Here is a 6841-nt window from a genome sequence, read left to right as displayed (position 1 = left end):
CTCATCTCCTGCGCCACCCGACGAGCCACGACTTTGCTAACATCGAAAGTCGGTTTGGTGAAAGTTGAGAGGGGCTTAAAGACTTCACCCGAGACAGCCGGATCATAAACCGTCTGCGTTGACTGCATCTGCTCGGGGGCGACGACGATCACGTCAACGAATATACCTGGAACGGCAACCGCAAATGGTTTGATCGTTCCGCTCTTCGCGAGACGCTTTACTTGGGCGATCACGATTCCACCGTTGTTGCGAACAGCTAGGGCCTGCTCGATCGGCCCGAGATAGGCGCCCTCGTGCTCGAAGGATAGATTCCCTCGTTCGTCGGCGGTCGTCGCTCGGATAATGGCAACGTTCGGCACGATGGTTTTAAAGTAAAGCCAATCCTCGCCTTCAAACCTGACATGCTTCACAATTGGCTCGGCAGCCGCCCGAGCATTCATAGCGCAGCCCTGTCGATTGGGATCTGCGAAAGTGTCGATCCCGATTTTCGTTAGAACGCCCGGCCGTTTGGCAGCAGCCTCTCGGTGTAAATCAAAAAGAATGCCCGAAGGAACATTGTATGCGGGTATTTCATTTGATTCAATCATTCGCCAAATTTCCGGCTGTTCGGCGGACGATGGACCCGAAGGATAGGAACCTGCTATCACCTTGGCTAAGCAGCCTTGCTTAGCAATGTGGCCGATACCTTCAATGCCCCACATGTCGCCCGCCGCGATAGGATGCAAAGACGTTATGTTACGCGGGTGTCCCGTATTATCAAAGCGCTGGCCTATAGCGGCCAACACTGCGTCGGGACACCCGAGGCCGGAGGCGGATGAAACCGTTACAATCGCACCATCAGGCAAGAGTGCAGCAGCTGCTTCGGCGGTCATAATCTTCGGGAATGTCACAACAAACCTCTGCGCTTAGAGAAAATAGGCTTTAGATAACGACGAAAGACTGGACTTGCTTGCCCGACGGCGGTCGTAACAGCTCTGGATGATGTCTCACAATCGTTGGATCGACAGACCGCCATCAATGAAGACATGGCTGCCGGTCGCGAAGCGAAATGCCCCTGAAACGAGCGCATTGATTGCGTCCGCAATGTCGTCTGGCTCTGCCCAACGACCAGCAGGGACAATGCCCTCAGAAATCGCAGCATCGTATTTTGCAGTGACCGCGGACGTCATAGCGGTCCGAACGATACCGGGCCGAACTTCGAAGAGGTTCACGCCCGCTGCAGACATACGCAATGCGAACAATTTCGTGAGCATCGGTAGAGCTGCTTTAGAAATGCAGTATTCGGCGCGCTCAAGCGACGCGATGTCCGCACCAGCGGACGAGACAATAACAATTGAACGGTTCACGCCGTTTTTGGCGGCGTTATGAAGCATCCATCGCGCCACCGCTTGCGTCAGAAAAAAGGTGCCGCGCAGATTGACCCCGAGTGTCGCGTCGAAGTTTTCCGGAGTGAGATCAAGCATGTCGCCGCGTTTCGGCGACCCTATACCTGCGTTGTTGATAAGGATATCGACGGCTCCGAAGCGCTCGGCGATGCGCGAGACAATCTCCGAATGTGTCTCAACTTTGTTTAAGTCAAACGGAAAGGCGGCCGCGTCTCGCGCTCCAAAACGAGTAATCCGTGCTTCCCACTCCTCGCTGTCATCAGTAAATGCTCGATCTAGACCGCAAACTGCGTAACCTGTTCGAGCCATTACTTCGCAGACCGCGCGTCCAATACCTTGCGCGGCCCCGGTCACAACGGCGACCTCACTGCGCTTTTCTAAACCACTCATGATGTCTCCCAACCTTAATCCGTAACCACAAAAAGTGACACGGAAGTGCTATAGTGTCGTAACCATCTTGAGATGGTTGGAACAGATTTGTGACTACCCTTGCGCTTGATTGCTCATGCTCCACGCTTTTTGGGAGCGGCTGAACGAGCGAAGCGCACAAGCCAATTACTGTTCCCGACAGTCCAGCGACTACGTCTTCCTCAGCAAGCCCATACCCTTCGATCACACCAACGGATATACCAGCCCTTGGCGCGGTCGCTGCCGCTGCGACACCAGAAGCTCCACCACCGACGCCGAGCATGTAGCCGTTGTTTCCACGATGCCTTGCTGGGCGATGCGAACGTCTTCAGTCAGCATGCTACAACTCGTTGTTTCAAAATTTCTAGCTGAAAGAGTTCTCCGCACCCTAACGTATCGCGGAGCAGCTTCAGCGACTCGACGCTCGTGCCCTCAAAGAGAAGGACGGTTGAAGGAATACGATCAGGGTTCTGTAGTAACGCTTTCTCTGCTGACCGAACAGCAGATGCTTCGGCGTCCGCGTCTAGCACGTGAGTCGCGACGACGTCGATGTGCGTATCGTATGAACATAATTTGTCGCTATCGGCGTAGGAACAGTTCACTGCTAACAGGGCGCCGCCAACTCCAGATCCCGAGGATCGACGAACATTGCATATGGCTCGTTCAGAGTTTCTGAAAACTGAGATAATCTCACGCGTTGCTTCAGTAGGGGCTTCAAGTCGCTGCTTATAAGCCGGCGACGTGAGCGCACCTTCTTTAGTCTCGTAAAGCGTCAGCCAATTTGGAGATGAAATAGAGCCTCTAAAACGACGTGCGCGGAGAAAGCCTGGAACAGCTAGCCGTTCGTCAATGTGCTCGAACGTGTGCCAGCGAACAAATTGTTCCTCCCATCCCTCGGCAATTCCATTCTTGATGATGAGAGCTTCTGAACCAAGCAAGGTCATATCGCATTACCTTCTGCAAGTGAAGATTTTATCATTTAGCCGTGAGATATCTGACCGAGGAAGTTCTTCAGACGATCGTTCTTCGGATTTCCGAAGAACTCGTCTGGCGAGCCTATCTCGATGATCCCGCCAAACCCATTTCATAGGTGACGCACAGCATGGTCATGCCCTCGCTGGCCAAATCGATCATCGTATCAAGCAGTTCCTTGACCATCTCGGGATCGAGCGCCGACGTCTGTGCGGCGGAGCACAGGCCTAGTCTGATGGCGCCAGTGCAAGCGCCGCATTGCCTTGCGGGATGCGGGGCAGCAGCCGAGGCGCCCGCCGCTCGTCTTTCCGATCGCGCAGACGATGGAGACCAGGAGGCCGAGAATCATGGCCGACACGGACAAGTAGATCGTGGTCCACAATCCCTGCATCAGTTCCTCAAAATTCGAGAGCACAGGCCCGAAATTCAACTCGTACATAGGCTTTCCTCCAGAACACTACCACCCGCGTGGGTGCAGCCGCCTGGCGAATGGAAGGCGGCTGTCACTTGCGCCTGATCAGGTGTAGGCGACGAAGGTCTGCTGCTGCTCGCCGAGCCGCTGGATCCCAAGCCTGACGACGTCACCGGGCTTCAGGAATTTCGGCGTCGGTTTGATTCCCGCGCCGACACCGGCGGGCGTTCCCGTCAGAATCACGTCGCCCGGCACGAGGGTCATGAACTTGCTGAGATAGCTGACGATGACCGCTACACTGAAGATCATGTTCCTCGTATTGCCGTTCTGGTAGCGCTGGCCGTTTACTTCCAGCCACATATCGAGGGACTGCGGGTCGCCGACTTCATCCGCTGTCACGAGCCAGGGCCCGAGCGGGCCGAAGCCCTCGCAGCTCTTCCCCTTCGTCCACTGACCGCCGCGCTCGAGCTGGAACGCTCGCTCCGACACGTCATGGCCGATCATGTAGCCGGCGACATAGGTCAGGGCGTCCTTTTCCTCGACATGCCGCGCCCGCCGGCCGATGACGACGCCCAGCTCGACCTCCCAATCGGTTTTCTCTCCCCCCAGCGGGATGGTAACATCGTCGTTCGGCCCCGTCGCCGCGCATGATTTTACGAAGATCACTGGTTCGGCGGGAGCAGGAAGGCCCGACTCTTCGGCGTGATCGGAATAGTTCAGGCCGATACAGATCATGCGCTGCACGTCGCCCACCGACGGCCCAAGCCGGGGCGACCCGGAGACGATCGGAAAGCTGTCCGAGTCGGTTCGGGACAACTGGTAGAGACTGGCAGGTGAAAGCGCATCGTCCGACAGGTCGGCGACATGCCGGGAAATATCGCGGATGTTTCCATCGGAATCGAGCAGTCCGGGTTTTTCATTGCCCGGCTCGCCATATCGAAGCAGTTTCATCTCATCTCCTTTGATCATGTTTCTTGGGTGGTGCCGGTGAGGGGACCGGCGGCGCTATCGTGCGTTCCGCGCGTCTTCCACGACGCTCACGTCCCCGACGACGGCGCCACGCGAGAGAGGACCAACCGTCGCCCGATAAACTGCGAGCCAGCCCTTTCTGGAGGGAGGCAAGGAAAGTGGCTGGCTGATCCTGCGCGTCATCTCGTCGTGGTCGACGAGAAGGTCGACGACGCGACGATTGAGATCGATGGCGATCGTGTCGGCGTCCCTGACATAGGCCAGCGGTCCGCCTTCGGCGGCCTCGGGCATCACCTGCCCGATCGTGATCCCGCTGTTTAGGCCCGAAAGCTCGCCGTCGGTGACGACGGCCACCTCGCCGGCAAGCCCCGTGCCCTGAAGCGCCGCCATGAAACTGGCAGCGAAGACCGTTCCGGGACCGCCCTTCGGGCCCATCATCCGCAGAACGACGACCTCGCCGCTGCTGATACACTCGGGGTGACGCGGGTTGAGCCGTTCGATCGCCTCGGCCTCATTCTCGAAGACGCGCGCACGCCCGTCGAACTTCCGGATATGCACGGGAACGGCCGCGATCTTGACGACCGCTCCAAGCGGCGCGAGCGAGCCGCGTACGATCGTCAGGCCGGGTTCGTCGGAGCATGGGGAGTCGAGCGTCGCGAGATAGGGACTGTCGGGATCCGGTGACGCGTCGGTGATGTCGCCGACCGTCCTGCCGGATACGGTCATCGCCTCGCGATCGAGAATTGCGGCGAGCGCCTTCATCGCGGCGCGGCAGCCTCCCGCAGCCTCGAAGTCCTCTATTCGGGTTGAGCCGTTGGGTCTGATCTGCGCGATCAGCGGAACCTCGGAAGATATCCGCTCCACCTCGGCCGTTACGTCCAGCTCGAGCTCGGCCTCGTGCGCCACCGCCGCGAGGTGCCGCACGACGTTTACCGAGGTTCCAAGGGCGACGGCGACACGGATCGCATTGCGAAACGCGGCCGCGGTGAGAACTTGACGGGGCCGAAGATCTTCCAGAACCATCTCGACGATCCGCTTGCCCGCAGCGTCGCAAAGACCGTAAAGGCGTTCGGACCCGGCACGTATAGGCGAATTTCCGGGAAGCGTCATGCCGAGCGCGTCGGCAAGAATGTGCATGGAATTCGCCGTCGCGAGACCGGCGCAGACGCCCGGCCCCTGAATGGCGAAGCGGCTCAGTTTCGTCAGGCGATCGAGGTCGATGTCGCCGGCCTTGTAACTTCCGACGGAGTTGTAAAGCGTCTCGATGTCGATGTGCTTCTCGCCGCACGCGCTGCCCAGCTGGTAGCCGCAAGCGATTACGATCGACGGTATGTTGAGCCGTGCGGCCGCCATGAGATGGGCCGGCGTGGTCTTGTCGCACGATGACAGCAGGATCATACCGTCGAGCTGAGCGCCCTCGATCTGGACCTCGACGTCGAAGGACATGAGATCGCGGGTCGGCATCAGGTAGCGGCCCTGCAAGCCGGCGCTTGTCACGAAATCCGACGAGGCGGCCGTGCGGACCTCGAAAGGCAATCCGCCATTGGCACGAATGGCAGCCTCGACCCGCGCCGTCACCTCATCGAGATGCTGAAAGCACACGGACAGCTTGCTCGATGTGTTGACGATCGCGATCTTGGGCTTCTCGAAGTCTTCTTCGGGAATGCCCATTGCTAGCCACTGGGCGCGACGCACCGCCCATCTGGTGCTGCCCGGTTCAAAATTGCTTCGCAGGTTCGGCTTTTTTTGACTATGGGCAGTCATCGAGCTGTGCGCCTTCATTGTTGAGAATTTCTCGGATCTTCCGCCCGTCGATCGCGCGCAGCGCGATGCTGCCGGACACCGCCAATGCTGCCGCGTGACCCACGGCCTGCCCGTATGAAAAGCACTGGGCGGTGACCCGGGCCGAGGCGACGGCCTCATGCTCCGCCGACAGGCACCGGCCCGCGAAAAGCAGCCCCTCGCCGCGGACCGGAACGAAGCAGCGGAACGGGATCTCGTAGAAGTCGTTCTTGATCCAGTTGACGATCGGCTTCTGGCCGGAATGGAGCTCGATCGGCCAGGGCGATCGGGCAATGCCATCGGCGAATTTCGCGGCATGGACGACATCGTCGTTCCTGAGGACGTAGGTCCCCAGGCCCTGACGGGTCTGGCGAACGCCTACCTGGATGGCCGTGTCGTTGACCCAGCTTTGCTCGCATCCAACAAGCGTATCCCTGAAAAACCGAGCATACTCCCTCACCTGACGTCGCCCGGCCAGTTCCGCCTCGGTGAAATCGGCGGCATAGAGCGGATTGAGCTCCCTCCCGTCGGACCCGACGATACGCGTGCAGTTGCACAGCAGCTCGCCGGGGCGTGTCGTCGGAAACAGCCAGATCTTCGACCGGGGAAGATCGTATTTCCGGCTTTCCACCGCTTCCTGGATCAAGGAGGTGACCGCAGCCGGCATAATCGTATCGCTGCCGAAATGCGACTGGAAGCGGTCGACGTCTACGCCGAGAAGCCGGAAGATCATGGTCGGGTTTTGAACCCGGCCATCGGCGCCGATGAATGTTTCGAAGCCCGCCATCGCGACGATGTCGGCGTCGCCACTGGCGTCGATGACGGTGGCGGCGCGAACGTCCAGCACTCCTTCCTTGCAATAGGCCGAAACCCCGACCACCCGATCGCCGTCGAGAAGCACGCCGGTAACGGT

The 6841-nt window shown here is 59.1% G+C and carries 6 protein-coding genes and 1 pseudogene; all 7 read right to left on the bottom strand.

The features are described 5' to 3' along the window. On the bottom strand, window positions 1–872 hold an 872-nt coding region (locus EOA75_RS26235), incomplete at its 3' end, for a malonate decarboxylase subunit alpha (RefSeq protein WP_206517039.1). A gap of 114 nt (window positions 873–986) precedes the next feature. After that, complete coding sequence (locus EOA75_RS26230; RefSeq protein WP_127325518.1) at window positions 987–1775, bottom strand: 3-ketoacyl-ACP reductase; 789 nt, start codon at window positions 1773–1775, stop codon at window positions 987–989. 350 nt (window positions 1776–2125) lie between these two features. Further along, window positions 2126–2737 (bottom strand): hypothetical protein, encoded by a 612-nt coding sequence (locus tag EOA75_RS26225; RefSeq protein WP_127325517.1) that lies wholly within the window; start codon window positions 2735–2737, stop codon window positions 2126–2128. A gap of 35 nt (window positions 2738–2772) precedes the next feature. After that, window positions 2773–2972, bottom strand: a pseudogene (gene glnQ / locus EOA75_RS35220) (glutamine ABC transporter ATP-binding protein GlnQ); the annotation flags it as partial. Window positions 2973–3282: 310 nt separating this feature from the next. Next, window positions 3283–4128: a fumarylacetoacetate hydrolase family protein gene (locus tag EOA75_RS26215; protein WP_127325516.1), complete on the bottom strand. Its 846-nt coding sequence runs from the start codon at window positions 4126–4128 to the stop codon at window positions 3283–3285. A gap of 54 nt (window positions 4129–4182) precedes the next feature. Next, window positions 4183–5817, bottom strand: coding sequence for a dihydroxy-acid dehydratase (ilvD, locus tag EOA75_RS26210; RefSeq protein WP_127325515.1), 1635 nt, complete (start codon window positions 5815–5817; stop codon window positions 4183–4185). A 79-nt stretch (window positions 5818–5896) separates the two neighbouring features. Further along, window positions 5897–6841 (bottom strand): FAD-dependent oxidoreductase (locus EOA75_RS26205; RefSeq protein WP_164747566.1); only part of this gene is annotated, 945 nt, incomplete at its 5' end.

Origin of the sequence: Mesorhizobium sp. M1A.F.Ca.IN.022.07.1.1, from assembly GCF_003997575.1 — a bacterium.
GTDB lineage: Bacteria > Pseudomonadota > Alphaproteobacteria > Rhizobiales > Rhizobiaceae > Mesorhizobium.
Note: the sequence above shows the minus strand (reverse complement) of the source record. Positions and strands in the feature narration are given on the sequence as shown.

Bases quoted from the DNA above. Each gene is read 5' to 3' on its own strand.
- EOA75_RS26230 (WP_127325518.1), bottom strand. From the start codon at position 1,775: ATGAGTGGTTTAGAAAAGCGCAGTGAGGTCGCCGTTGTGACCGGGGCC.
- EOA75_RS26225 (WP_127325517.1), bottom strand. From the start codon at position 2,737: ATGACCTTGCTTGGTTCAGAAGCTCTCATCATCAAGAATGGAATTGCC.
- ilvD (WP_127325515.1), bottom strand. From the start codon at position 5,817: ATGGGCATTCCCGAAGAAGACTTCGAGAAGCCCAAGATCGCGATCGTC.
- EOA75_RS26215 (WP_127325516.1), bottom strand. From the start codon at position 4,128: ATGAAACTGCTTCGATATGGCGAGCCGGGCAATGAAAAACCCGGACTG.